At 61.5% G+C, this 21,994-nt stretch carries 20 protein-coding genes; 11 read left to right on the forward strand and 9 right to left on the reverse strand.

Features of this window, described 5'->3' with window-relative positions:
- Nucleotides 1-38 precede the first annotated feature (38 nt).
- From HMPREF2736_RS05120 to HMPREF2736_RS05135, 4 genes are all read left to right on the forward strand, one after another.
- Nucleotides 39-839, forward strand: coding sequence for a DeoR/GlpR family DNA-binding transcription regulator (locus HMPREF2736_RS05120; protein ID WP_070829025.1), 801 nt, complete (start codon nucleotides 39-41; stop codon nucleotides 837-839).
- Nucleotides 840-894: 55 nt separating this feature from the next.
- Nucleotides 895-1,878 carry a 1-phosphofructokinase family hexose kinase gene (locus HMPREF2736_RS05125; RefSeq protein ID WP_224212638.1) on the forward strand — a complete coding sequence of 328 codons (984 nt, stop codon included), beginning with the start codon at nucleotides 895-897 and terminating at the stop codon, nucleotides 1,876-1,878.
- A 19-nt stretch (nucleotides 1,879-1,897) separates the two neighbouring features.
- The gene (locus tag HMPREF2736_RS05130) at nucleotides 1,898-3,949 is read left to right on the forward strand and encodes a PTS fructose transporter subunit IIABC (RefSeq protein WP_210399443.1); all 2,052 of its coding nucleotides are present in this window, start codon (nucleotides 1,898-1,900) and stop codon (nucleotides 3,947-3,949) included.
- A 66-nt stretch (nucleotides 3,950-4,015) separates the two neighbouring features.
- Entirely contained in the window at nucleotides 4,016-4,285 is a 270-nt protein-coding gene (locus tag HMPREF2736_RS05135; RefSeq protein WP_070422337.1) for an HPr family phosphocarrier protein, read from the forward strand.
- Between the two features lie 76 nt (nucleotides 4,286-4,361).
- On the opposite strand, the gene HMPREF2736_RS05140 is transcribed toward HMPREF2736_RS05135, so the two are convergent.
- Entirely contained in the window at nucleotides 4,362-5,639 is a 1,278-nt protein-coding gene (locus tag HMPREF2736_RS05140; protein WP_070820304.1) for a uracil-xanthine permease family protein, read from the reverse strand.
- A 77-nt stretch (nucleotides 5,640-5,716) separates the two neighbouring features.
- Between HMPREF2736_RS05140 and nagB the strand changes: the two genes are divergently transcribed.
- The gene (gene nagB / locus HMPREF2736_RS05145) at nucleotides 5,717-6,478 is read left to right on the forward strand and encodes a glucosamine-6-phosphate deaminase (RefSeq protein WP_070422335.1); all 762 of its coding nucleotides are present in this window, start codon (nucleotides 5,717-5,719) and stop codon (nucleotides 6,476-6,478) included.
- A gap of 33 nt (nucleotides 6,479-6,511) precedes the next feature.
- Here the strand turns inward: nagB and hflX are convergent, their stop codons facing one another.
- A complete protein-coding gene (hflX, locus tag HMPREF2736_RS05150) occupies nucleotides 6,512-8,056 on the reverse strand; it encodes a GTPase HflX (protein WP_083308901.1) in 1,545 nt (514 codons plus the stop codon).
- A gap of 106 nt (nucleotides 8,057-8,162) precedes the next feature.
- Here hflX and HMPREF2736_RS05155 point away from each other — a divergent pair, with 106 nt between their 5' ends.
- Nucleotides 8,163-8,915, forward strand: coding sequence for a hypothetical protein (locus HMPREF2736_RS05155; RefSeq protein WP_246822056.1), 753 nt, complete (start codon nucleotides 8,163-8,165; stop codon nucleotides 8,913-8,915).
- A gap of 17 nt (nucleotides 8,916-8,932) precedes the next feature.
- On the forward strand, nucleotides 8,933-9,448 hold the full coding sequence (locus tag HMPREF2736_RS05160; protein WP_070614518.1) for a hypothetical protein: 516 nt from the start codon (nucleotides 8,933-8,935) through the stop codon (nucleotides 9,446-9,448).
- 114 nt (nucleotides 9,449-9,562) lie between these two features.
- Here the strand turns inward: HMPREF2736_RS05160 and dapF are convergent, their stop codons facing one another.
- From dapF to HMPREF2736_RS05175, 3 genes are read right to left on the reverse strand one after another with little or no spacing between them, the layout of a single operon-like run.
- Entirely contained in the window at nucleotides 9,563-10,417 is an 855-nt protein-coding gene (gene dapF, locus HMPREF2736_RS05165) for a diaminopimelate epimerase (protein WP_070829027.1), read from the reverse strand.
- Complete coding sequence (gene miaA / locus HMPREF2736_RS05170; RefSeq protein ID WP_070829028.1) at nucleotides 10,360-11,259, reverse strand: tRNA (adenosine(37)-N6)-dimethylallyltransferase MiaA; 900 nt, start codon at nucleotides 11,257-11,259, stop codon at nucleotides 10,360-10,362. Before miaA ends, dapF begins: the two co-directional genes overlap by 58 nt.
- A complete protein-coding gene (locus tag HMPREF2736_RS05175) occupies nucleotides 11,256-11,822 on the reverse strand; it encodes a hypothetical protein (RefSeq protein ID WP_070829029.1) in 567 nt (188 codons plus the stop codon). The genes miaA and HMPREF2736_RS05175 overlap by 4 nt, the downstream gene beginning before the upstream one ends.
- Nucleotides 11,823-11,952: 130 nt before the next feature.
- On the opposite strand from HMPREF2736_RS05175, the gene HMPREF2736_RS05180 reads away from it, so the two are divergent.
- On the forward strand, nucleotides 11,953-13,317 hold the full coding sequence (locus tag HMPREF2736_RS05180) for a DUF349 domain-containing protein (protein ID WP_070816260.1): 1,365 nt from the start codon (nucleotides 11,953-11,955) through the stop codon (nucleotides 13,315-13,317).
- Nucleotides 13,317-14,384: a GNAT family N-acetyltransferase gene (locus tag HMPREF2736_RS05185; protein ID WP_070829030.1), complete on the forward strand. Its 1,068-nt coding sequence runs from the start codon at nucleotides 13,317-13,319 to the stop codon at nucleotides 14,382-14,384. Before HMPREF2736_RS05180 ends, HMPREF2736_RS05185 begins: the two co-directional genes overlap by 1 nt.
- Before the next feature lie 146 nt (nucleotides 14,385-14,530).
- Here the strand turns inward: HMPREF2736_RS05185 and HMPREF2736_RS05190 are convergent, their stop codons facing one another.
- The 3 genes from HMPREF2736_RS05190 to HMPREF2736_RS05200 form a co-directional block, all read right to left on the reverse strand.
- Entirely contained in the window at nucleotides 14,531-15,145 is a 615-nt protein-coding gene (locus HMPREF2736_RS05190; RefSeq protein ID WP_070829031.1) for an Rv2732c family membrane protein, read from the reverse strand.
- A 41-nt stretch (nucleotides 15,146-15,186) separates the two neighbouring features.
- Nucleotides 15,187-17,559: an ABC transporter permease gene (locus tag HMPREF2736_RS05195; RefSeq protein WP_141761589.1), complete on the reverse strand. Its 2,373-nt coding sequence runs from the start codon at nucleotides 17,557-17,559 to the stop codon at nucleotides 15,187-15,189.
- A 64-nt stretch (nucleotides 17,560-17,623) separates the two neighbouring features.
- Nucleotides 17,624-18,322, reverse strand: coding sequence for an ABC transporter ATP-binding protein (locus HMPREF2736_RS05200; protein ID WP_070829182.1), 699 nt, complete (start codon nucleotides 18,320-18,322; stop codon nucleotides 17,624-17,626).
- A gap of 110 nt (nucleotides 18,323-18,432) precedes the next feature.
- On the opposite strand from HMPREF2736_RS05200, the gene HMPREF2736_RS05205 reads away from it, so the two are divergent.
- Nucleotides 18,433-19,662, forward strand: a complete 1,230-nt coding sequence (locus tag HMPREF2736_RS05205; protein WP_083322983.1) for a sensor histidine kinase — start codon at nucleotides 18,433-18,435, stop codon at nucleotides 19,660-19,662.
- On the forward strand, nucleotides 19,659-20,327 hold the full coding sequence (locus tag HMPREF2736_RS05210) for a response regulator transcription factor (protein ID WP_070829034.1): 669 nt from the start codon (nucleotides 19,659-19,661) through the stop codon (nucleotides 20,325-20,327). Before HMPREF2736_RS05205 ends, HMPREF2736_RS05210 begins: the two co-directional genes overlap by 4 nt.
- A gap of 15 nt (nucleotides 20,328-20,342) precedes the next feature.
- Here HMPREF2736_RS05210 and miaB read toward each other — a convergent pair whose 3' ends face one another.
- Nucleotides 20,343-21,872, reverse strand: coding sequence for a tRNA (N6-isopentenyl adenosine(37)-C2)-methylthiotransferase MiaB (gene miaB / locus HMPREF2736_RS05215; protein ID WP_070829035.1), 1,530 nt, complete (start codon nucleotides 21,870-21,872; stop codon nucleotides 20,343-20,345).
- Nucleotides 21,873-21,994 lie beyond the last annotated feature (122 nt).

Genomic DNA, 21,994 nt, shown 5'->3' on the forward strand with positions numbered 1-21,994 from the left:
AATACTGAGTACTCCGACCAAAACGTTTGAGGAGTGCGATGTACGCCGAGGAGCGCAAACGCCAGATTGCGTCACTTACTGCTGTGGAAGGCAGGGTGAGCGTCGCTGAACTCGCGGAGAAGTTCGATGTCACTGCCGAAACGATCCGCCGCGACCTCACCGCACTTCACGCCGATGGGATTGTGCACCGCGTACATGGTGGTGCTGTTGCAAGCCAAGCGTTTCTCACCTCTGAACTCCCGCTCGATGCCCGGTCTCGTGCGGCATCTGATGCGAAGACCGCGATCGCGAAAGCTGCACTGGATTTTCTCCCCCGCCACGACAACGCCGCGATTTTTCTGGATTCTGGCTCTACAACCAGTTACTTTGCACAGTTGCTTTGCGAGGACACCCGCGCTCAAGACTGCTCTATCGTGACAAATTCGCTGCCAATCGCCCTGGATCTTTCCTCCGCAGGCCTTGATGGCGTACAGCTTCTTGGAGGGTCAGTTCGTGCAATTACGCAAGCGGTAGTTGGTGCGACTGCACTTCGAACGTTGGCATTGCTCCGCGCCGATGTCGCATTCATTGGTACCAATGCACTGACGATTGACCACGGCCTATCTACCGCCGATTCTCAGGAAGCAGCCGTGAAATCGGCCATGGTCACAAATGCCCAGAAGGTCGTGGTCTTGTGTGATTCATCGAAGATCGGCAACGATTACCTTGTCAGTTTCGCACCCCTCGATGCCATCGACATCGTCATTACCGATAGTGATGCACCTGAGACCTTCCTCGAAGATCTCGAGCGCAATGATATTGAGGTCGTTCTTGCGCCGGTGACATCCAGCACACACTAATTCCGATTGTGTGGGATTCGTTGCAAAAACGGATACAATCGGACACACTGGTTGTGTGAGCAGCACAAAGAACACGGTGCGGGTAGTCACCCTCACCCCAAACCCCAGCATGGATGTGACCGTAAACGTCCCCGTGCTTAAACGCGGTGAGGTTGCGCGGATTTCCCAGACCCGAAAAGAGGCGGGTGGAAAAGGGGTCAATGTCGCGCACGCGTGTGCCAAAGCGGGCATTCGAACCATCGCGATTGCCCCCTGTGCCCCCTCCGATCCGTTTGCGGACGTCATCCGTGAACTGCCGGTGCAGTTTCACCCCGTTGCTATCGCGGCATCGGTGCGAACCAATACTGCGATCGTTGAAGATGACGCAACAACGACAAAGATCAACGAACCAGGAGCGAGGCTTTGCGACGACGAAAAGGCGGCCGTTGAATCAGCTATAGATTCAGTCGTCGCAGACGCTGAAGCCGTCGTTCTTGCAGGATCGCTTCCCCCTGGTGTCCCAACTGACTGGTACGCAGATCTTGTGGAGCGCATCCGTCGGGTTAATGCTGGCGCGCTGGTCGCAGTGGATACTTCCGATGCACCGCTGCAGGCAATTGGTGAGCGACTCGATACGAGCGCGCCGGACGTGTTGAAGCCAAACGCGTTTGAGCTCGCGCAGCTCACCGGTGGCGACGGCAGCGCATTGGAGCGCAGCGCTTCCGAGGGCGACTACGCCGCCATCGTTTCGGCAGCACAGAAACTGATTGACCACGGGGTCAACGAAGTACTGGTCACCTTAGGCGGCGCCGGTGCATGCTTAGTTACTCGCGCTGGTGCGTGGGCGGCGACCCCACCTCCAGTCACGGTGCTCTCAACCGTCGGCGCTGGTGATAGTTCGTTGGCTGGCTACCTGATGGCACGGATCGCCGGGGATGAACCAGCCGAGTGCCTCCGCCGTGCAGTGGCGTACGGCTCGGCTGCGGCGTCGCTGCCGGGCACTGGCATCCCCTCTCCTTCCGATATCGACCTTGAACACACTCACGTGTTCCCCGTATAACTGCATGAAAGAAGACAACGTGAATCAACCTCTCATCACGCCAAAACTTGTCACGCTTGATGCTGACCTTGGCATTTCTCCCTCCGATGTCATTGGCCAGCTCGCTGCACGTATCGCAGATTCTGGCCGTGCGACTGATGCCGCAGCGGTGGCTGAGGCAGCCGTCGCGCGCGAGGCTAAGGCCGGCACCGGCGTGAACGGACGGGTCGCTATCCCGCACTGCCGTAGTGCCGCTGTCACCGAATCCACGCTTGCGTTTGCCCGGCTGTCCAACCCTGTTGACTTCAACGGCCCCGACGGTGACGCCGAGCTGGTGTTTCTCATTGCAGCACCTGAAGGCGGCGGCAAGGCACACTTAAAGATTCTCTCGAAGCTCGCCCGCGCACTGGTCCGCGGCGATTTCGTTGATAACCTCCGCTCCGCCGCGTCCGAGCAGGAGATCGTGGATCTTGTGCACGGCGTGGTCAATGCTGAACCGAAGAAGGCTGAACCGAAGAAGAAGGCCGATGCGGTGGTGTCGTCGCAAAGCAATGCGCCAATTCGTATTGCAGCGGTCACATCGTGTGCGACCGGCATTGCGCACACCTACATGGCAGCGGATGCACTGACGCAAGCAGCTAGCAAGCGCGACAATGTTGATCTTCGTGTCGAGCCGCAAGGCTCCTCCGGTGGGGATCCGCTCGACCAGGCGTTTATCGATTCCGCTGATGTGGTGATTTTCGCCCATGATGTCGCTGTTCGCGGAAAGAGTCGCTTCGCGGGTAAGCCCGTGGTCGACAGTCCAGTCAAGCGTGGTGTCAACGAACCGGACGCGATGATCGATGAGGCGATCGCCGCATCGAAGGACCCAAACGCACCTCGAGTAGCTGCAGCGTCGAAGGCAGATAGTGACGACACCGCGTCTGCCGCGACACAGAGCTGGCCCAAGCGCATCCAACAAGCGATCATGACCGGCGTTTCCTACATGGTGCCGTTCGTCGCCGCCGGTGGCCTGCTGTTGGCCCTCGGATTCCTCTTCGGCGGCGCGGACATGGCGAATGGCTGGCAGGCACTGGTCACCGAGCACTCCCCGACCAACCTGCCGAGCAATCAGATCACTGTGGACGGCGAACTCATTGCGTTCAGGCGCTCCGGCTGGTTGCTCTACCTCGGCGCAGTGCTCTTCGCCACTGGGCAGATGGCTATGCAATTCGTCGTGCCGGCACTGTCCGGCTACATCGGCTACGGACTCGCTGGGCGCCCGGGTATCGCACCTGGCTTCGTCGGCGGCGCAATCTCCGTGATGGTCGGCGCTGGCTTCATCGGTGGCCTGATCACCGGTTTGCTCGCAGGTGTGATCGCCCACTGGATTCAGACGTGGAAGGTTCCGCGCTGGCTGGGTTCGCTCATGCCGGTGGTGATCATCCCGCTGCTGACATCGCTGATCATCGGCGTACTGATGTTCCTGCTGCTGGGCCGTCCGCTCGGCGCTGTCATGGAAGGACTCACCGCGTGGCTGGAGTCCATGTCCGGTTCGTCTGCCGTGCTGCTTGGCGTGACTATCGGCTTGATGATGTGCTTCGACCTGGGTGGTCCGGTGAACAAGGCTGCTTACCTGTTCGGCACCGCTGGCTTGTCTGCGGGTACCCAGGGTGCGTACGAAATCATGGCCGCGGTAATGATCTCGGGCATGGTGCCGCCGATCGCGCTGTCTATCGCCACCTTCCTGCGTTCCTCGCTGTTTACCCCGGCTGAGCAGGAGAACGGCAAATCCGCCTGGCTGTTGGGATTGTCGTTCGTGTCAGAAGGCGCAATTCCGTTCGCAGCTGCAGATCCGTTCCGTGTGATCCCTTCGATGATGCTTGGCGGTGCAACCGCAGGTGCGGTCTCGATGGCCCTTGGTGTGGGTGCACAGGCACCGCACGGTGGCGTGTTTGTGATCTTCGCCTACCACCCGTGGTGGGGCATGCTCGTGGCGTTGGCTGCCGGTGTCGCGGTGGCGACGCTCGCTGTTGTGGCGCTCAAACAGTGGTGGCCTAACGATGAGATCCGAAAGGCTGCGAAACGCGAGGAAGAACTCGTGTCGGCTTAAGCACAAGGGCGTACACTCGACTGCAAAGCGCATTCTTGAAAAGCCGCGTGAAAGGAAAGTTGCATTATGGCTTCGAAGACGGTCAAGGTCGGTTCCACGGTTGGTCTGCACGCTCGTCCGGCGACGGTGATTGCGGACGCTGCTGGTGAGTACGATGACGAGATCCTGCTTACCCTGGTCGGCGGCGACGAGGACGATGAGACTGATGCTGCGTCCTCGCTCATGATCATGGCGATGGGTGCAGAGCACGGCGATGAGGTCATCGTCACCTCTGATAATGCCGAGGCGGTTGAGAAGATCGCCGCACTGATCGCGAAAAATCTCGACGACGAGTAAAAGCTTCTTGCTTAGCGACGACTACGCCCGGGCAACCACAGTGGTTGCCCGGGCGTAGTCTTTTTGATGGGTGAGGTTAGCGGAACTGGCCTTCACCAATATGGTCGTAAGCCCACCGCATCAGCGGATAGATAACGATGATGCCGACGGAGCCGAGGGCGATGCCTTCCAGGGTGACCTGCCCGACCTCGAAGGTGAGGTTGCCGATGCCGACAATCAGCGCGACGGCAGCTGCGGTGAGGTTCGCCGGGTCAGTGAAGTCGACCTTGTTGTCCTGCCAGATACGCACGCCAAGCATGCCGATCAGGCCGTAGAGCACCAAGCACGCGCCACCGAGCACGCCGGCGGGAATGGTGAAGATGACGGCGCCGAACTTCGGGATGAACGCGAGGATGATCGCGAAGGTGGCAGCCACCCAGTACGCAGCGGTGGAATACACCTTGGTCGCGGCCATGACTCCGATGTTTTCGGCGTAAGTAGTGGTGCCGGAGCCGCCGAAGCCACCCGCCAGGGTCGTGGCGATGCCATCGCCGATCAGTGCCCGGCCCTGCATGTGGTCCAGGTTGCGGTGGGTCATCTCGGCGACCGCCTTGACGTGTCCGACGTTTTCAGCAATGAGCACAACAAGCACCGGAAGTGTCACTAGCACGGCAGAAAGGTGGAACTCCGGAGTGTGGAACTGCGGCAGGCCAACCCAGGCGGCGTCACCGATTGTGGCCAGCGCGTCCTCGCTCAAACCGCCGGTGAGTGCTGCGAAGAGCCAACCCACCAGCACACCAATCAGGATGGACAGTCGAGAAAGCATCCCGCGCGTTGCAACCGTGACCAGCACGATGGTCAGCAAGGTCACGCCTGCAACAGCAGGCTGGGTTTGTACGTTACTGACCGCAGTCGGTGCGAGGTTAAAGCCGATTAGCGCCACAATGGCACCTGTGACTACAGGGGGCATTACGGCGTCAATGACGCGTTTGCCGGCTTTTTGCACGATCACACCGACAAGGATGAGCGCCACACCCGTCAGCAGCACACCACCGAGTTGCGATCCAATGCCATACTGCTGAGACGCGGTCAGCGGGGCGATGAAGGCAAAAGAAGAGCCAAGGTAGCTCGGCAACTGGTTCCGGGTGATCAGCAGGAAGATAATCGTGCCAAGTCCGGAAAACAGCAACGTGGTGTTTACTGGGAAGCCAGTGAGCGTGGGCACCAGCAGTGTTGCGCCAAACATAGCCACCACATGCTGCATGCCGATGCCGATGGTGCGCGACCACGACAGTCGTTCGTCGGGAGCGACAACCGCCCCGGGTTTCACATGGCGTCCGTCGCCATGCAGGGTCCAACCAATTGAGTTCGTCACGAGTCTTCATTATGGCCCTCGCGCGCTTTGCATAGCTAATCGCAGCCGCAGCAGTTCGAGCGGGTAAGTTGCTCCTCATGGACATCATCATTCGACGCACCCCCGAGGAAGTCGGCACATACGCCGCCGATTGCATCGAGCCGTTCGCACGACAAGGCGCCACCATCGGTCTTGCGACCGGATCCTCACCCAACCCAACCTATAAAGAGCTCATCCGCCGACACCGCGAAGAAGGCTTGAGCTTCGCCAACTGCAAGGCCTTCTTGCTGGACGAGTACTACGGCATCCCTCGTGACCACGAGCAGTCTTACTACTCGACGATCCGCCGCGAGTTCACCGGCTCTATCGACATTCCGGATTCGTCCGTTGCGTCTCCCGACGGCGAGGCCGCCAACCCCCAGGCAGCAGCTACCTCCTACGACCACGCCATCCGCCACGCGGGCGGTGTAGATATCCAAATTCTCGGCATTGGCGCAAACGGACACATTGCGTTCAACGAGCCGACGAGTTCGCTGCGCTCCCGTACCCGTCTCATCGACCTGCATCCACGCACGATCGAGGACAATGCACGCTTCTTCGATTCTGCCGACGAGGTCCCGCGCCAAGCCCTGACACAGGGCATCGGCACCATCCTTGAGGCACGCCACCTGGTGCTTATCGCCACTGGCCCGGCGAAGGCTAACGCGGTACAAGCACTCGTCGAGGGGCCTCTGTCCGCATCGTGCCCGGCATCGGCACTGCAGCTGCACAACGCCGCGAAGGTTGTCGTAGACGAAAGCGCCGCCGAGATGCTCACCGGGGCCGAAACCTACAAGGCGTTCGACCCTTACTGGCGCTAACACCGGGGTCAACGCCAACCCGAACCGCCAGGCTTAGGAGACGACGAACTCCGCATACTGGTCGGCGAGGACACGTGGCAGGCGGACGTCGATACGCGTGCCCTCTGCCTCGTACTCCTCGGAGCGCACTGTGCCCTCCTCGTGCACGCGGCTGACCACATCTCCGCGGGTGTAGGGCACGACCATGGTCACGTGCGCATCGATGGAGTTGAGGTGCTGTTCGATGCGCGCCTCCAACTCGTCAATGCCCTCGCCTGTCAGCGCAGAGACGAACACCGCCGTACGGCCCGTCTTTTCAAAGGCGTGGCGAAGTTCGGCAAGAACGATCGGGTCAGCGTCGTCGATCTTGTTCACCACAACGATCTCCGGCGGCATCTCCTCGCCCGAGTCGCGTGTGACCTCTGCAAGGACCGCATTGACTGCTTCGATCTGCTTCAGTGGGAACGGATCCGAACCGTCCACGACGTGCAGGACAAGGTCGGCGCCGCTGACCTCTTCGAGCGTGGACTTAAACGCCTCAACCAGCTGGGTAGGCAGGTGGCGCACAAACCCGACAGTGTCGGTCAGCACTACGTTGCGCCCGTCTGCCAACTTGGCCTTGCGCGTCGATGGGTCGAGAGTGGCAAACAGCGCGTCCTCCACCAGCACGCCCGCACCCGTCATCGCGTTGATCAACGAGGATTTACCCGCGTTGGTGTAGCCCGCGATCGCGATCTTCGGGATAGTGGAGCGCTGGCGCTGCGCGCGCTTGATCTCTCGGGCAGTCTCCATATCGCGCAGCTGGTGGCGCAGTTTGGCCATCTCGGTGCGCAGGCGGCGACGGTCGGCCTCGATACGCGTCTCACCAGGACCACGCAGGCCCACACCGCCGTTGGAGCCAGCACGACCGCCCGCCTGACGCGACAGGTTGCCACCCCAACCGCGGGTACGGCTGTAGAGGTACTCCATCTGCGCAAGGCTGACCTGTGCTTTGCCCTCTTTACTCTTCGCGTGCTGGGCGAAGATATCGAGAATTAACATCGTGCGGTCGATCACCTTGATCTTGAGGGCTTCCTCCAGCGCGATCATCTGCGACGGCGAAAGCTCACCATCAAAAATCACCGTGTCAACGCCGGTAGACAGCACAATCTCACGCAACTCCGCAACCTTGCCGGAGCCGATGTAAGTACCCGGATCAGGTTTGTCGCGCTTTTGATACAGCATGTCGACGACTTCAGCGCCGGCTGTTTCCGCCAGTGCTGAAAGCTCCCACATGCGAGCCTCAATCTCCGCAAGGGTGCCTTCGGTCCACGCGCCAACGAGCAAGACCTGTTCGATGCGGAGTTTGCGGTACTCCACCTCGGTGATGTCTTTTTGGTCCTGCGAGCGGATCTCGGTCGACCCGGTCACGGAACGAAACGCGTTGCGCTCCTCCAGGTCAAGCGCGCCTACCGTCGGTGCGGATTCGTCGGGAACGGTGTTGTGCCGAAAAGCCTCACGGAGAAGTTCGTCGTGGGCGCGTTGCTCGGGCGTGGTGTCGTCGTCACGCAAAAAGCGCTCACGGTTACCGCCGAAACGGTCAAGGTGGGGTTCAGTCATTACATCCTTTAATGGAGCTTGAAACGTCCTATTCATATCTACCCCATCAAACGCCAATAGGCCCGAGATTCTTCCCCAAGTGCGTCTGCGACTAGGATCGAGCGTCATGAGCACAGCAATCAGCAACGACCTCGCCGCAATCGGCCTGAACTTTGACAAGTGGCAGGACGCTGTGGAAGCCGCCATTGCCACCGACCGTCTCGCGGTAACTGGTGAAGTGCGCGGCGGCCAGCTGATCCAATACGCCGACCCCTCAGGCGCCCAGCTCAACATTTTGGCAGTTGAGCCGTTCGCTACCTTTGCAGGATTCGATTCCGTGACCCGCACCTACGCGCACGTCACCCCAATCAACGACGTAGTTGCGCTCGCCGATGTGGTGGACCCACGCGGCAACGCGATGGCATCCCTGACCGTGAATCTTGCCCAGGGGCCGCTGCTTGTCGACGAGCCCACGCTCCAATGGCAAGAACTCTCCGTCACCGCACTCGCGCTGACAACGGAGTGCTACACCTCAACCGATGCCTACCTGGCCCTGCACCCGGGAGCGGTGGTTGGCACGGTAACCTCCCCGGGCGCCGAAGCAGTCGCATCCGGTGCCGCCTCTACCCCAGACGCACAGGCCGAATTTTCCGGCCGCGTACTCGATGCGGAATACCGCACCTCCGAACTGACCGGCCAGCGCTTCATCCACGTCGCTGTCGATGCTGCGTTCCCGTTCGACGTGTGCCTGCCCGACGGCGACCTGCCGTCCCGCGACTCCGTGATCGCTGGCACCGCCGTCATGGCCGGCTCCATCCCAACTCCGACCGGCGGCGGCTGCGGAGGCTGCGGCGGATCCTGCGGTTGCGGCGGCCACTAATCCTGCAGGGCAGAACCATGAGTTCACCAGACAAGGACCTCTCGCGAGCACTACTCGGCGCGCTCGTACTCGCTGCCGCAGTAGTGCTTGTCTTGTTGCTGAAGTGGCCTGGTTTGCTCCTGTCTGTCCTGCTGATCGCTTGCGCCTTCTTCATCAGCCGACATCTGCAGCCAGACCCCGAGGTAGCTGCAATGCGATCGTCGCTGGAGTACGCGCGCGACGACATCCTTGAGATTCTCGACGCGTACGAAAAGCTCCAAAACGGCGCATCAGCCGCCGACATCGCAGACCGCACGCTGCACTACCCCGCCCTGGCAAACCCAGATAACTCTGTGCCCCAAATCAACGAGTTTCTGCTTCGAGCATCCTCTGCGCGACGCTTCATTGAGCGCGTCGACGGTTATCTCGAATCCCCCGGCACCGACAAAACCCAGTTGGAACGCATCTTGATGGTCGCAGACGAGCGTGCCTTCGAGCTTCAGGAGGCCTGGGACGACGCACGCCGGGCCGCAAAGGAGATCGGCCCGGCGTAACGGTTTGAAGTTGCTGGTTTAGAACGGCAACTTGATCCCAAGCTGCGGCGCAAACGACAGGTGCATTGTAAGCAGGAACACACACCCATGCGCTGGGTTTTGAAAAACTCCTCGTTAAAGCGCGCTGGTCAGTTCTCCTCGAAACACGATGGTGGCCGGGCCGGTCATGGTGGCTTCGCCGTCGTTGAGCTCGACCTTGACTGCGCCACCGGGCACGTTGATGGTGACGGCACCGTTTTCAATCCCGGCGTCTGCAAGCACTGCCTGAGCTGCAGCAACCGTGCCGGTGCCGCAGGAGCGGGTCTCCCCGACGCCGCGCTCCCAGACGCGCATGTGCGCTTCGCCGTCGCGAAGTTCGGTAAGCACTTCGACGTTGACGCCTTCAGGGAAGAACTCCGGGTCGAAGGTCGGGGCGACAAAGTTCATCTCCGCAAGCCCTTCAGGTGTGAGACTCGGGATCACGCAGGCGAGGTGTGGGTTGCCCACGTCCACGCCGATGCCAGCGAACTGGTTGTCCCCCATCGATGCGGTGGATACACCGGTGACCTGAACCGCCCCCATGCCGACGGAGACGACGGCGTTGGCCTCGTCAGCTTCAAGCACGCGGATGTGCTTCACCCCGGCGCGGGTGTCCACGTCGAACTCGCGGGCATCTTCGAGCCCTTCAGCGACGAGTACGTGGGAGAACGCACGGATGCCGTTGCCGCACATCTCGGCGATGGAACCGTCGGCGTTGCGGTAGTCCATGAACCACATACCGTCACGTCGGACGACACGCAGCAGGCCGTCGCCGCCGACGCCGGCGCGGCGGTCACACAGGAAGGCGACCTGCTCAGGGGTGATGTCGAGTTGGTCGTCGACGTCGATCAGGACGACGAAATCGTTTTCGGTGGCATGTGCTTTCAGGAACCTCACGCCAGCGAGTCTAACGCGAGATCCACCACGCTCGAATCGGCGGCATCGAGCCATACCGTGCGCGGGTCGCGGTTGAACCACGAGCGCTGCCGGCGCACGTAGCGGCGGGTGCCGGTGATGGTCTGTTCGAGTGCTTGTTCTTCGGTGAGTTCCCCGTCGAACATGGCGAGAACCTGCGCGTAGCCGATGGCGCGACCGGCAGTGGAATTGCGGACGAGGCCGTCTGTGACCAGGGCGCGGGTTTCGTCGATAAGCCCTTGCTCGAACATCATGCGGGTTCGCAGCTCGATGCGGGGGTTGAGCCACTCGGCGTTCGTGCGCAGGCCAAGGATGCGCGTGCCCCAACGTGGAGGTGCATTTTTCGGCGGTTGGGAAGCCTTGAACGGTTTGCCGGTCAATTCGATGACTTCGAGGGCGCGCACGGTACGTCGCGGGTCTTTGTCCTCGATGATGCTGGCTGCTTCCGGATCAACCTCGGCGAGTTCGGCGTGCAGCGCGTCGACGCCGATCTCCCCCAGACGCGCCTCGTAGCGGGCGCGCACGGTGGGGTCGGTGGGTGGGAAGGACCAGGCGTCGATAAGCGATTGCACGTACAGCATCGAACCGCCCACCAGCACCGGCACCTTGCCACGCGCCATGATCTCCTCAACCGTGGCCACGGCAAGCGCCTGGTACTCCGCGACGGAGGCGGTCTTGGTCACATCCCAGATATCCAGCAGGTGGTGCGTGATGCCTTCGCGCTCCTCCACCGGCAACTTCGCGGTGCCGATGTCCATACCCCGGTAGAGCTGCATCGAATCCACGTTGACCACTTCCCCGCCGAACTCGTGCGCAAGCGCAATGCCAAGCGCGGACTTGCCGCTGGCGGTAGGACCTACAACTGCAATGGGATTCATACGCTCCACTCCGCTACATACCGTCCGACACCCAGCGTGTCATCAGCATCGATCAACCGCGCATCCTTGCGCTCAAGTGATGCGAGTTCACGCCACATTTCCGGTTCGAGCACCTGCGTATCGACGAGCACCGCTTCACCACCGTCCAACCACCGCACAATGGCCTCGTGCGTCTCCGGCGCGCCGGGAACTAACGCGAGCGGGGCGCGCGGTGTTAACCCCGCGGGTCCGTCGACAACGACAACAGTGATGGCGTCGGGATCGGGCTCGTCGATACGCGAACGCACGTCGCGGACCTCCGGATCACCCAGCGCAAACCTGGCAACCAGCTCACCTAAGTGGTTACCACCACGCACCGTGATGTCAGGGCCTCCCCAGGCACGAAACGAGCCAGTGTGCGCCGTGTACCACCGCTCATCGAGGCAGCAGACGATATCGATCGGGTGGCTACCTGCAGTTTCCGCCAACGCACGGGTGACGGCCAGGAGGCGCTGCGAGGCGTCGTCGTGAGGCGAGAGCGCCAACGCAGGCGATCCGGGGATGATCCAAAGGTTTGCTCGCACCCGCCCAACCCTACCTAGCACCCCAATTCGCCCCGCAGCGGTGTGTGTGGCTGTACGATCGCTTGCATTGCGCAAAGGCAGCCGCGACGCGCGGCACAGTGCGGTCCATGCCGCGGAAAGGACGACCACCATGACCGAGTCGAACCCCACCAACACCTCTGGCAAGATCCCCTCGCCTGCCGCCATGGCGAAGAAGGGTCCGAAGCCTCGGCCACGCCCGGCCGCGGCGCCTGCCGCCCCGTCAGTGACACCGGCGCCTGTTCCGGCGCGTACGCCGTCGGACCCGTCGAAGTTTGGCCGTGTTGATGCAGACGGCAACGTCTTCCTCACCCGCGGCGGCACTGAACGCCAGATCGCGTCCTGGCAGGCAGGTACGCCCGAGGAAGGCCTCGCACACTACGGGCAGCGTTACGACGACCTGGTTACCGAAGTCGAACTCATCGAGACCCGTCTGCGCGCTCACCCGGAAGACGCAGACGCGATCCGCAAATCCGCCGAAGCGCTGAAAGCCTCGCTTGACGACGCCGCAGTAATCGGCGACCTCGACGCCGTCGAAACCCGCCTCGATGCTGCGATTGCCGCATCCGCCGATGCCCGCGAGCAGGCTAAGGAGCAAAAGGCAGAGCGACGTAAGGCAGCGATCGCCCGCAAGGAAGCCCTCGCCGCCGAAGCCGAAGACCTGGCAGAAAACTCCACCGAATGGAAGCGTGCCGGCGACCGCATCCGCGACATCCTCGAGGAGTGGCGCGGCATCCGCGGCATCGACCGCGCAACCGACGACGAGCTGTGGAAGCGCTACTCCCGCGCCCGCGACAGCTTCAACCGTCGCCGTGGCGCCCACTTCGCCGAGTTGGACCGCAACCGCGCCCAAGCCAAGAAGATCAAGGAAGAACTCGTCGACCGCGCCGAAGCGCTCAAGGACTCCACGGATTGGGGCAACACCGCCCGCGCCTACCGCGACCTGATGACGGAATGGAAGGCCGCCGGTCGCGCCCCACGCGAGGTAGACGACAAGCTCTGGGAGCGGTTCCGCGCCGCCCAGGACCACTTCTTCGAAGCCCGCAACGCCGTCAACGCGGAACGCGACCGCGAATTCGAGGCCAACGCAGAAGCCAAGGATGCGCTCATCGCTGAATACGACGCGCAGATCGACCCCGCGAAGGGCCTCGGCGCCGCGAAGGCGAAACTGCGCGAACTGCAGGACAAGTGGGACGAGATTGGCTTCGTACCACGCGGTCGCATCCGCGAGTACGAGGACAAGATCGCCCGCATCGAGCAGCGCGTCTCCGAGGCCGAAGACTCCCGCTGGCGCAAAACCAACCCTGCCCAGCAGGACAAGGTCAACCAGTTCCAGGTCAAGGCCGACGACTTTGAGCGCCAAGCCCAAGAGGCTGAGGCCAAGGGCAACGCCGCAAAGGCAGCAACGCTGCGTGAGCAGGCGAAGCAGTGGCAGGAGTTCGCCGACGTTGCTGCGAAGGCTGTGAACGAGGGCTAGTGCTCACACCACAGCAGTACGTCCCCCGGCCCAACTCATCGGAGGCAGTGGTCGGGGGTTACGCATTTTCCGCAACGCTCGCCATCCAAGACATCACAGGCCTTGCCACCTCTGGTGTGTCCGCATCGCACATTGCGAAGCGCCTCGAGCCGTCCGCCGAATCCGAAGCAATCCTCTTCGCGCTCACCTCCCAACAGGCACCCCGCCCGGTGACGGATTTGGGCTACCGCGAACTTTTCGACGACGACCTCGACCACACCGACGCCTGGCTCTTCATCTCCCTGCCTTTGCTCGAAGACCGTCGCGTGATCGAAGCGAACTTCACCTTCGACGCCGAGATCGCGCCCATGCCCGGCGAAGATGAACCGCCCGAACCGTGGGCCGCAGCGCTGTTGCTTCTCGACGACCTCTCCGCCCGCCTCGAACGCCCCATCCGCCAACTCTGGGTCACCCACCTGCCCGACGCCCCGGCATCCCCCGCGCTGACCGACGCAGGCTACACAGCCGCTTTCAGGGAAGACCAGGCCACGTTCGAGATCAGTGCACTGGATGCCCTGCCTCGTACTGTGGCCGCCGAGTTCGCAGTCATCGAAGGCCCAGGGTTCTTCTCCAAACGCAGGGCTGGCGCGAACGAAGTTGAACAGTTCTCCAGCCTGCTCACCGCCGCATCGCGCGACTACCCTCGCGGTGAGCTCATGATGGACACGATCGAGTGGGACCTTGAGCGCATCCGCGACGCCGGCGCGAGGCTGCAAGACCGCGGCGGCTCGCAACTGACCGGGCTGGCCTACGTCGACGGCGTCATCGTCGGACTCTGCGAAGTCGTGCGCTTCCACGCCGACGACCCGAAGGTCTGCGAACTCGGCCTTGTCTACGTCCTTCCAGAGCACCGCGGCCGTGGCATCGGCAAATCCCTGCTGCGCGCGTCGCTGACCCGCGCCAAAGAGATCTGGGAAGACTTGGAGACGGTGTACTGCTCCTACCCCGCCGACTCGCCCACGGCGAAGGCCATCATGCGCGGGCTTGACGCCAAGGTGGTTTCGTCCACCACCGCGTGGCAGGTTTAGCGGTAGGCAACGCGCACATCTCGTAAATACCGATATCGGCGTTTACAGGGTGAGCTGTCACAAAAGCCCAGGTCGCGGATCGGCGGTCACGCTACATGACGATATCGGCTTTTGCGGGCTTGGGCCCCACCCCGAGCTTGTACCTGTTAGTCCAACGTCTTGCGGTGTCGCTCTGCTGCGCGGGCACGGCGGTCGTCGATAAGCAAAGGGTTTTCCTGCTCCCTCGTCGCCGCGCGCTGTGCGAGCGCCACCTCATCCTTGCCTTGCGCTTCGGCGCGCTGCTTCGCGACGGCCACCTGCTCCTCGTTGCGCGACAGAATCAGCAGGAACACCGTAAACACCACGATCACTACCGCGAGCAGGACCAGGTAGTAGCCGGGACCACGACTAATGCCGGAGGCGTTGGAGTTGCGCAGCCAGATGCCAAGCACGGAGTAAACCAGCGAGACGGTGGTGACCATCCACGCGGGAACCGCGAGTGCGAAGCGTTGCGTGACCACGGCAAGCGTGGTCAGGACACCCACGCCGATAAGCGAGATCCACGCGAAGACGTACTCCGTGAACGCGGTTTGAGCGTCCTTCGCCGCGTCAGTTACGGCGAGCGCCTGCCACAGCGATGCCCCGCCGACGAACGGCAGGAACAGCGCCACCACGTAGATGGCCACCGCGGCGGCGAGCACCCAGCGCTTTACGCCCATGTCCACGGTGGATGCGGCTTTCTTCTCCGCGCGGGCAAGGGATTCGGTATTGGGCTGCGTCATGACAGTCACTGTAGCCCCTAGTACCTGCTATTGATTAGCCGCTACTGCGCGAGCGCCGCAGCCGGCGGAATAGCCGCGGCCCGGCGCGCCGGTAGCACTGCTCCAATCGCCGAAGCTGCGAGCAAGCCCACCACCAGTGCGGCGAGCGAAGCCCACGGGATCGCTGTCACAACATGGAGCTTCTCGCCTCCTAGTAGCGCATTCGTCCCAGTAACGCCGAAGAGCACTCCGAATACCACGCCAATGAGTCCAGCAGCGAGAGCGAGCAGCAACGTCTCAGTCAGAACCATCCCTGTAATTTGGGTGCGCCGGGCTCCAAGGGCACGAAGCAGACCTATTTCTCGATAGCGCTCGGTAACTGAAAGCGCAACGGTGTTGGATAGTCCCACTACTGCAATGACCAGCGCTACAGCGAGAAACGCGAGTCCGAGCGCAACGAATCGTGTGAGTTCCGCATCCGCCTCGAGGCGTTGGACGGCCGGGCTGTTCAGCGTTGCCACACCGGGTAGCTCGCCAATCGCATCCGCCGCGTCAAGTGGGTCAGCTCCGGGCACCACCTTCACCCACACGCTGGGTGTAGACACCGCGAATCGTGCAAGATCCGATTGGTGCACGATGCCTATCAGGGGCGCGCCTTCGATAACCGTGATATCGAAGGGGTGTGCATTGCCAGACTGACGGAGGGTGACGGTGACTAGCCCTGACCCCGCAGTGGTCTCCGGTGTGGGTGGCAAAATGATCGTTCCTGGCTCGGGTTCAGGGATGATCGCGTCGCTGCGAAGCACGCTACCTAGCTGCGGGGTCCACGCTGCCACGGTCATCGGACCGTCACTATCCGGCGATGCAGCGAACTCCGCGTCAAGCACGACGTCTGACACGACGGCAGTATTTGCAACCTGGGGAAGCTGACTCACGCGGTTACCTAGCTCCACAGGGTTGTCCGTGTCTCCGGCTGGAGTGACAATGATGTCGGTTGGTGTCGCAGCCTCGACAATTTCGCCCATCGTGGCCTGGGCCGTAGTGCTTCCGGAGAGCAACGCTGCCATTAATGTCGCCCCTAGCCACACTGCCGCTGCGGTGGCGTCAGATCGCCCGGGGTGGCGCCGCAGCTGCTCGCTGGCAAGCTCCGCGTGCGCTCCCCCTCGAGCAATTGCTATCCGGCTGAAACCCAGTGCTGTGCTCGTAAAGATTTGCGCTCCAGGGATCAACAAGCCGGCACATGCGAGGAGCGCTCCTGTGATCACCAGGGCCAGCGACTGAGTGGCCCCGCCGGTGACGGTCACAGCTATCCCGGTGAAGACGAGCAGCACCGCCAACACCGTGCACGCACCACCCCCACCACGAGAACCGCCAGATGTCCGGACTGCTGGCTCCGTCCGACGAAGGGCTTCGACTGGCGCGACACGAGTTGCCCGTCGAGCCGGCCTTACAGACGACAACAGGCTAGGAAGAACTCCAGCAGCCAATCCAAGCGCGATCAGCCGCATCCAGAATCCCGCATCTGTTGACGCGGCAGGCATCCCCTTCAGTGCCAAAACTCCGGCAACCACGCCAAGTGCGATTCCGCCCGCCGAACCAAGTGCGCCGGCGACAGCGGCGTGGGCAATTACCGACGTAAACACCTGGCGTCGCAAAGCACCTATGCTCCGCAGTAGCGCAATCTCCCTCGTACGGCGTGCAAGCTGAAGTCTGTAGTTGTTACCAACCACCACGAGCGCAGCAAGTAAGGCGACAGCGGTAAGCAGACGCAGCGCGAGCATTACAGTTTGTGTGCCAGCTTCGTACTTCGACGCGTTCGCAGCAACGTATTCGCTGCTGCTCTCGACTCGCGCGGTAGTGCCAAATTGAGCAACTTTCTCGGCAACCTGTGCCCGAACATCGTCGACGCTGCCGCTTACTTGAACAAATGCTGCGTTGCTTCCCGCGATCCCCAACAGCCGCTGAGCGGCACTGCGCGAACACAGAAGCGTGGGCAGGGATGGCTCCATCGTCGCGCCGGGTTCAGACTCCGCGGTGCCGACAACGACGATGGTTTCGGAACCGCTGCCGTTATTCTTGAGGTTGATCTCGGCGCCGGGCAGATAACGCATCGGCTTTCCTGGGGATTCCACAATGACCGACTCTTTGTCACTGGTGGGCATACGCCCCGCAGTGAGGCGGAACAACGTGTCGTCGAGAAGCGACTGTACTTCGATGGCTGCGCCTATTTCATCGTCGACCACCGCGATACCGGCAGTCTGTTCTTCGACCTTCTCTACTCCTGGCACTGCCCTGATCCCCCCAATGAGATCTGCGGGTAATGCCGAGTCAGCACCGGTGAGGGTGACAATGAGGTCAGCGTCGCCGGTTGCGGTGCGCACGGCTCGCTCGAGATCTCCGCGTACACCCGCTTGGAGGAAAACGGTAAATGTCACGAGCGCTGTAGCAAACAGGACAGCGATTACGTTCGCTGGCGAAGTGCGAGAGATACGGAGCACGCTAATTCACCGGCCTGGCGACGATGTCTCTGGCAATACTGCCATCGCGAAGCTCCACGATTCGATCAGCCCATTTGGCCACGGCTGCGTCATGGGTGACCATGACGAGAGTTTGGTTGAGCTCATCCGTGAGGCGCCTTAAGAACCGAATGAGGCTCGCACTCGTAGCTTGGTCGAGAGCACCGGTGGGTTCATCAGCAAAAATGATATCCGGCTGAGTAATCAACGCGCGGGCCACAGCAACGCGTTGCTGCTGTCCTCCCGAAAGCTCCGCCGGTTTGTGAGTGAGGCGGTCCTGCAAGCCCAGCATCGCTACAACGTGATCGAACCAATCCGGATCCGCCGTGCGTTTGGCCATTTTCAGCGGCAAGACGATGTTGTCTTTCGCGGTGAGCGTTGGAATTAGGTTGAACGCCTGGAAAATGAATCCAATCCGGTCTCGCCGGGTGATGGTGAGCTGGTCGTCGCGCATCGCAGTGAGCACGTCACCGTCCAACACGACCTGTCCCGCATCCACGGTGTCCAGGCCCGCAGCACATTGAAGAAGAGTGGATTTTCCAGAACCGGACGGGCCCATGATTGCGAGGAACTGCCCACACGGAACATCCAAGCTCACCTGGTCAAGCGCCCGGACCGCGCCCGCACCGGTGCCGTAGGTCTTTTCGACTGCGTGTACATGCAGCAAGGGAGGATGTGTCATGGCGACAGTGTCCCTGAGGCCCACGCGTCGCCACATCGGACTGCGGTACACAAAGTTCATCTACTGCAGGAGGATGTACTGCGTAACGACAACGGAGGACAATACAGAGCATGGTTGAGGATTTCGCTGAACGCGTCAAAACCCGCCCATTAGTATGGGGCTGCATAGTTGCGACGCTTTCCTTTCCCTTGCTCATGATCGGAGCACTAGCCCGGTATCCGCTCCCCGATGAGTGGCCCAATCTCCTTCTTGCCCTGGCATTCACCCTGCCCCTGATATTCCTGTTCGCCATCCCGGAACTCACCGTGATACTCAGCGTCCCCGCGCTCGTGGGGCAGGTGTTTCTGGGGCGGCTTGCGGATGCCGCAGATCTCACCTCCGGCAACGTCGTCCCGCTCATCGGCTTGTGTTTCATCGCTGTTCGGCGAGGATCGACGCCCACACGCTGGTGGACTGTGGCTTCCGTGCTTGCGCTGACCGTGCACACGTGGTTCCGGTGGAACAGTTCGGCAACTCGGCCCGCGCGCACAATCGTCGATTGGATCCTCGATCCGATTCCGGTATTGCTCATCTCAGCGGTCCCTGTAATCGGTTCAGTGTCGCTTGGTGCCGTCATCCGCATGCACCGAGAGCGCACAGCCATGCTCGCAGTCCAAGCCGCACAGACCGAGCGCGACCATCGTCTCACCACCCAACTCGCCGTGGAGCAGGAGCGATCGCGTATCGCCGCAGATCTTCACGACATCCTCGCCCACTCCTTGTCGGTCATCGCAGTACAGGCGGATGCCGCGGCGCATGTGCTCAAGCAGTCTCAGAACTGCCCGCCTGGAGCCTATGAGGCAATCAGTTCCGCGCACGCGGCCGCTGTGCAGGCACTACAGGACACCCGTAACCTGGTTCGTGCAGTCAGTTCCGAGACCGAAGACCATGCCCCGCAGCCCACCTTGGAGCAATTGCCTGACCTGGTGCAATCGTGCGACCCCACGGGTAAGCGCTTCGAAATTCGAAGTTCCGACGACCTTGCAAACTCCCCGCTTTTGCCCTCTGCTCAAGTCGCTTTGTACCGCATCGTGCAAGAGGCCCTCACGAATGTCATGCGCCACGCCGGTGAAAGTGCCCGAGCGTACGTGGCCGTCACCGAAGTGGGTGAGCACGTCCGCGTCGAGATCGTCAATAGTGGCGCTGCCCGCCACACCGACGGCGCCCGCGGCAACGGAATTGCGAACATGACCCAGCGAGCTCGAAGCGTCGGAGGGGATCTTGTTGCAGGCCCACGGGACGAAGGAGGCTTCGCAGTGGTTGCACAGGTACCAATTGCAGGCCAGGAGGTCAAGGCATGATTCGCGTATTGCTTGTCGACGACCAGCAGCTGGTACGAACCGGCTTTCGCTTAGTACTTAGCACCGCGCCGGATATCGAGGTGGTCGGCGAGGCTGCAAACGGCAACGAAGCGCTCGAACTGCTTGAAAGCGGTTTGGAAGTGGACGTGTGCTGCATGGATATCCGCATGCCGCACATGAACGGGTTAGAAGCAACGCGAGCAATCACTGCCGCCGGGTACCACACCCGCGTAATTGCCCTAACCACCTTCGATCTAGATGAATACGCCTATGAAGCACTCGCCGCAGGCGCGTCAGGGTTCATGCTCAAGGACTGCGGTGCAACAGATCTCATATCGGGGATTAGAACCGTTGCCACTGGCAACGCGATGCTTGCCCCTTCGACCACTGCGCGGGTGATCGATCGGTTCCGCCCACATATGGCCGCACCGAGTCCTTCAACGCTAGCGGCGAAGTTGTCAGAGGAACTCTCTCCACGCGAGCTCGAGGTGCTCACCGCCATCGCGCGGGGACAGAACAATCAGGAGATCGCCGCATCACTGCACATGGCGGAAACAACCGTGAAAAGCCATGTCGGTCGCCTCCTGAGCAAGCTCAACGCGAGGGATAGGGTTCACCTCGTCATCATTGCGTACGATGCCGGTCTAACCACTCCGCGGCAGTAATCCGAAGATGCTTCCCTAGCTGCCGCAGCAGGCGGAATCTGCTGGAGCGGCGGCGGGCCGGCCGATCGTCGGCAAGCCAAGCCCCACTCCGACAGGTGCAGTCGTTGGCACTTGGCCCGCCGCCGAATTGTCACCAGCCTTCGTACGACGGTGATGACGCACCCCGGAATCCGCGATGAGGAAGTGCGGCTTCGACTCTGTGATGGTGACAGTGACGTAATCGCCCGGGCGGATCTCGTCATCAATGTCACCCTCGACCGCAAAGTGCACCAGGCGACCATCGCGAGCACGACCCGACATGCGGTGCGTCCGGTCATTCTTACGTCCGCCACCCGCTTGCACAAGCAACTCCTGCTCCGTGCCGATCAACTTCTCGTTCTCCTCGGCGCTAATTCGATCCTGCAGCGCAAGCAGACGCTCGAAACGCTCCTGCACCACAGCCTTCGGAATCTGCTGCTCCATCTCCGCAGCCGGCGTACCCGGACGCGGCGAATACTGGAACGTAAATGCAGAAGTGAAACGAGCCTTCTCCACCACATCAAGCGTGGCCTGGAAATCCTCCTCAGTCTCACCCGGGAAGCCGACAATAATGTCGGTGGTAATGGACGCGTGCGGAAGCTTCTCACGCACCTCATCCAAAATCCCAAGGAACTTCTTCGACCGGTACGACCGGCGCATGTCCTTAAGCACCTTGTCGGAACCCGACTGCAACGGCATATGCAGCTGCGGGCACACATTCGGGGTCTCCACCATCGCATCAATAACGTCCGAGGTGAACTCCGCCGGGTGCGGCGACGTAAAACGCACACGCTCCAGCCCCTCGATATCGCCGCAGGCACGCAACAGCTTCGAAAACGCAGAACGGTCGCGCTCCATGTCCTCGTCGACAAAGTTCACGCCATACGAGTTCACATTCTGACCAAGCAGCGTCACCTCAGACACACCCTGATCGACGAGCGCCTGAACCTCCGCCAAAATATCGCCCGGACGACGATCCTGCTCCTTACCGCGCAACGACGGCACGATGCAGAACGTGCACGTGTTGTTACAGCCAACCGACACCGACACCCAACCGGCATAAGCCGACTCGCGCTTCGCCGGTAGAACCGACGGGAACACCTCGAGCGACTCAACGATCTCAACCTGGGCTTCGTCCTCCACCCGTGCGCGGTCGAGCAACGCCGGAAGCGCCGAAATGTTGTGCGTACCGAACACCGCATCAACCCACGGTGCTTTCTCGATCACCATGTCGCGATCCTTCTGCGCCAAACACCCGCCGACCGCAATCTGCATGCCCGGATGATTCGCCTTCGTGTTCTTCAACTGTCCGAGCGAGCCATACAGGCGCTGATCCGCGTTTTCACGCACCGCACAGGTATTGAAGACCACCAGGTCGGGCTCAGTCCCCTCGTCTGCCGCCACGTACCCAGCATCCTCGAGCAGACCCGAAAGACGCTCAGAATCGTGCACGTTCATCTGGCAGCCGAACGTCCGCACCTCATAGGTGCGCGAAGTGGTGTTTTCAGAGGTATTTGCCGTAGTCACGGCGAGACAGTCTAACCAGGCAAAGCGCCCAAACCTAACCGCAAATGACAAACACTTTCCCAGTTTTGGTCACCCGCATCACAGTTTTGGCCTACTGTGCCTTGTATGACACAGGAGATTGC

The sequence above is a fragment of the Corynebacterium sp. HMSC036E10 genome (genome assembly GCF_001836265.1).
Taxonomy (GTDB): Bacteria; Actinomycetota; Actinomycetes; order Mycobacteriales; family Mycobacteriaceae; genus Corynebacterium; species Corynebacterium coyleae.

What these genes read in the sequence shown, in the direction of transcription:
- nagB (WP_070422335.1), top strand. Translation starts at nt 5,717, where the DNA reads ATGGACATCATCATTCGACGCACCCCCGAGGAAGTCGGCACATACGCC.
- HMPREF2736_RS05205 (WP_083322983.1), top strand. Translation starts at nt 18,433, where the DNA reads ATGGTTGAGGATTTCGCTGAACGCGTCAAAACCCGCCCATTAGTATGG.
- HMPREF2736_RS05210 (WP_070829034.1), top strand. Translation starts at nt 19,659, where the DNA reads ATGATTCGCGTATTGCTTGTCGACGACCAGCAGCTGGTACGAACCGGC.
- miaA (WP_070829028.1), bottom strand. Translation starts at nt 11,259, where the DNA reads ATGAATCCCATTGCAGTTGTAGGTCCTACCGCCAGCGGCAAGTCCGCG.
- HMPREF2736_RS05180 (WP_070816260.1), top strand. Translation starts at nt 11,953, where the DNA reads ATGACCGAGTCGAACCCCACCAACACCTCTGGCAAGATCCCCTCGCCT.
- HMPREF2736_RS05200 (WP_070829182.1), bottom strand. Translation starts at nt 18,322, where the DNA reads ATGACACATCCTCCCTTGCTGCATGTACACGCAGTCGAAAAGACCTAC.
- HMPREF2736_RS05155 (WP_246822056.1), top strand. Translation starts at nt 8,163, where the DNA reads ATGAGCACAGCAATCAGCAACGACCTCGCCGCAATCGGCCTGAACTTT.
- dapF (WP_070829027.1), bottom strand. Translation starts at nt 10,417, where the DNA reads ATGGCTCGATGCCGCCGATTCGAGCGTGGTGGATCTCGCGTTAGACTC.
- HMPREF2736_RS05120 (WP_070829025.1), top strand. Translation starts at nt 39, where the DNA reads ATGTACGCCGAGGAGCGCAAACGCCAGATTGCGTCACTTACTGCTGTG.
- HMPREF2736_RS05190 (WP_070829031.1), bottom strand. Translation starts at nt 15,145, where the DNA reads ATGACGCAGCCCAATACCGAATCCCTTGCCCGCGCGGAGAAGAAAGCC.
- hflX (WP_083308901.1), bottom strand. Translation starts at nt 8,056, where the DNA reads ATGACTGAACCCCACCTTGACCGTTTCGGCGGTAACCGTGAGCGCTTT.
- HMPREF2736_RS05160 (WP_070614518.1), top strand. Translation starts at nt 8,933, where the DNA reads ATGAGTTCACCAGACAAGGACCTCTCGCGAGCACTACTCGGCGCGCTC.
- HMPREF2736_RS05135 (WP_070422337.1), top strand. Translation starts at nt 4,016, where the DNA reads ATGGCTTCGAAGACGGTCAAGGTCGGTTCCACGGTTGGTCTGCACGCT.